Raw genomic sequence first — 2,050 nt, 5'->3', positions numbered from 1 at the left:
CGGCACGACATGCGACACGACAACGGAGGACGACCAGAACATGAACACCGTCGATAACGACGATCTTCTACCGGAACCCCGTCCGGTCATCGGGGGACGGCCACGGTCACTGGCCGAGGTGGTCACCGTCAACGATGGCTTACTCGTCCAGCACGAGCTGCTCCTCGCCCCGGGAGCCACCGCTGCCGACCTGACCACCGCGATGATCCTCGTCCCCCCCACGGCCGCGCTGGTCAGCCATCACGGCGACGTGGACGTCTCACTGGTATTCCAGGAGGTTTCGCGGGATGCTCGGCGCGGGGTCGACGGGCAGCCAGTCGGACGCGGCGGCGATCCGGGCCGGACCTGAACCGTCTCCTCAGCGACCGTCCACTCTGGCGACCGTCCACTCTGGCGACGGGCCGTCAGCCGGGACGACCGCAACCGGCGCGAGGCGCCTTCCGAGCGGCATCCGGGGGCGCCCGCCGGGGCGGGGACCCAACAGGTGCCGGTCCCCGGGGCCACGAGCCGTGGTCGAGGCAATATCGTGGCGGGGTGGCTGTACTTACCTCCCGCTCGACCGACTTTCCGCGCTGGTATCAGGACGTGCTCGCCAAGGCCGAGCTGGCCGACAACGGCCCCGTCCGCGGGACGATGGTCATCCGACCGTACGGCTACGCGATCTGGGAACGCATGCAGGCCGAGGTGGACTCCCGGATCAAGGCCGCCGGGGCCGTCAATGCCTACTTCCCCCTGTTCATCCCCGAGAGCTACCTGCGCCGGGAGGCCAAGCACGTCGAGGGCTTCAGCCCGGAGCTGGCGGTGGTCACCATCGGTGGCGGCAAGGAGCTGGAGGAGCCCGTAGTCGTCCGGCCCACCAGCGAGACCGTGATCGGCGAATACCTGGCCAAGTGGACCCAGAGCTACCGTGACCTGCCCCTGCTGCTCAACCAGTGGGCGAACGTGGTCCGGTGGGAGCTGCGTCCCCGGCTGTTCCTGCGCAGCAGCGAGTTCCTCTGGCAGGAGGGCCACACCGCGCACGCCGACGAGGCCGATGCCGCGGCCTACGCCCGTCGGATCGCGCTCGAGGTCTACCGCGACTTTATGACGCAGGTACTGGCGGTCCCGGTGTTCGTCGGAGTGAAGACGCGCCGGGAACGGTTCGCCGGCGCGACCAACACTATGACCTGCGAGGGCATGATGGGCGACGGCAAGGCTCTGCAGATGGCGACCAGTCACGAGCTCGGCCAGAACTTCGCCCGTGCCTTCGACATCGACTTCCTCGGCGCCGACGGAGCCCGGCATCTGGCGTGGACGACGTCGTGGGGCTGCTCGACCCGGATGGTCGGCGGGCTGATCATGGCACATGGCGACGACAACGGCCTGCGTGTCCCGCCCCGGTTGGCGCCGACGCAGGTCGTGGTCCTGCCGGTGCGCGACGAGGAGACCGTCGTCGCGAAGGCCCGCCAGATCGCCGCCGCGCTGACCGACGCCGGTCTTCGGGTGCAGGTCGATGCCCGTCCCGGGCTGTCCTTCGGCCGGCGGGTCACCGACGCGGAGATCAAGGGCATCCCGGTACGGGTTGAGGTGGGTCCGCGGGACCTGGGCGCGGGCAACGTCACCCTGGTGCGCCGGGACACCTCCGAGAAGGTGCCGGTGCCGCTGGCCGAGGTCGCCGCGCGGGTGCCGGTGCTGCTGGGCGAGGTGCAGGCCGACCTGTACGCCGAGGCGCTGGCCCTACGCGAGGGCCGGACGACGGACGTCGCCACCGTTGCCGAGGCCGCCCGGGCCGCCCGGGCCGGCTTCGCCCGGATCCCCTGGCGCCTTGTCGGCGAGGAAGGCGAGGCCGAGCTCGCCGAGGAGGCGCTCACCGTGCGGTGCATCCAGACACCGGACGGCGGGATCCCCGAGGCCGGCAGCGACGCCGACGACCTCGTCTGCCTGATCGCCCGCTCCTACTGACGTCCAAGATCCCTGGCGTGGTGGCCGTCCGGGGCAGAGACGATCAGCCGCGCAGACGGGCGGGGACCGGTCGGCGGCGACCGTAGAAACCTAGCGGGAGTTTCCTAGA

2 protein-coding genes are annotated in these 2,050 nt (G+C 70.7%); both read left to right on the top strand.

Annotated elements, in window-relative coordinates; genetic code table 11:
• On the top strand, positions 1-349 hold a 349-nt coding region (locus AC08ON_RS05510), incomplete at its 5' end, for a hypothetical protein (RefSeq protein ID WP_476616563.1).
• Between the two features lie 185 nt (positions 350-534).
• Positions 535-1,941, top strand: a complete 1,407-nt coding sequence (gene proS / locus AC08ON_RS05505; protein ID WP_476606682.1) for a proline--tRNA ligase — start codon at positions 535-537, stop codon at positions 1,939-1,941.
• Positions 1,942-2,050 lie beyond the last annotated feature (109 nt).

The sequence above is a fragment of the Frankia sp. CoWAU3 genome (genome assembly GCF_977971855.1).
This window is presented reverse-complemented; position numbering and strand designations above follow the sequence as displayed.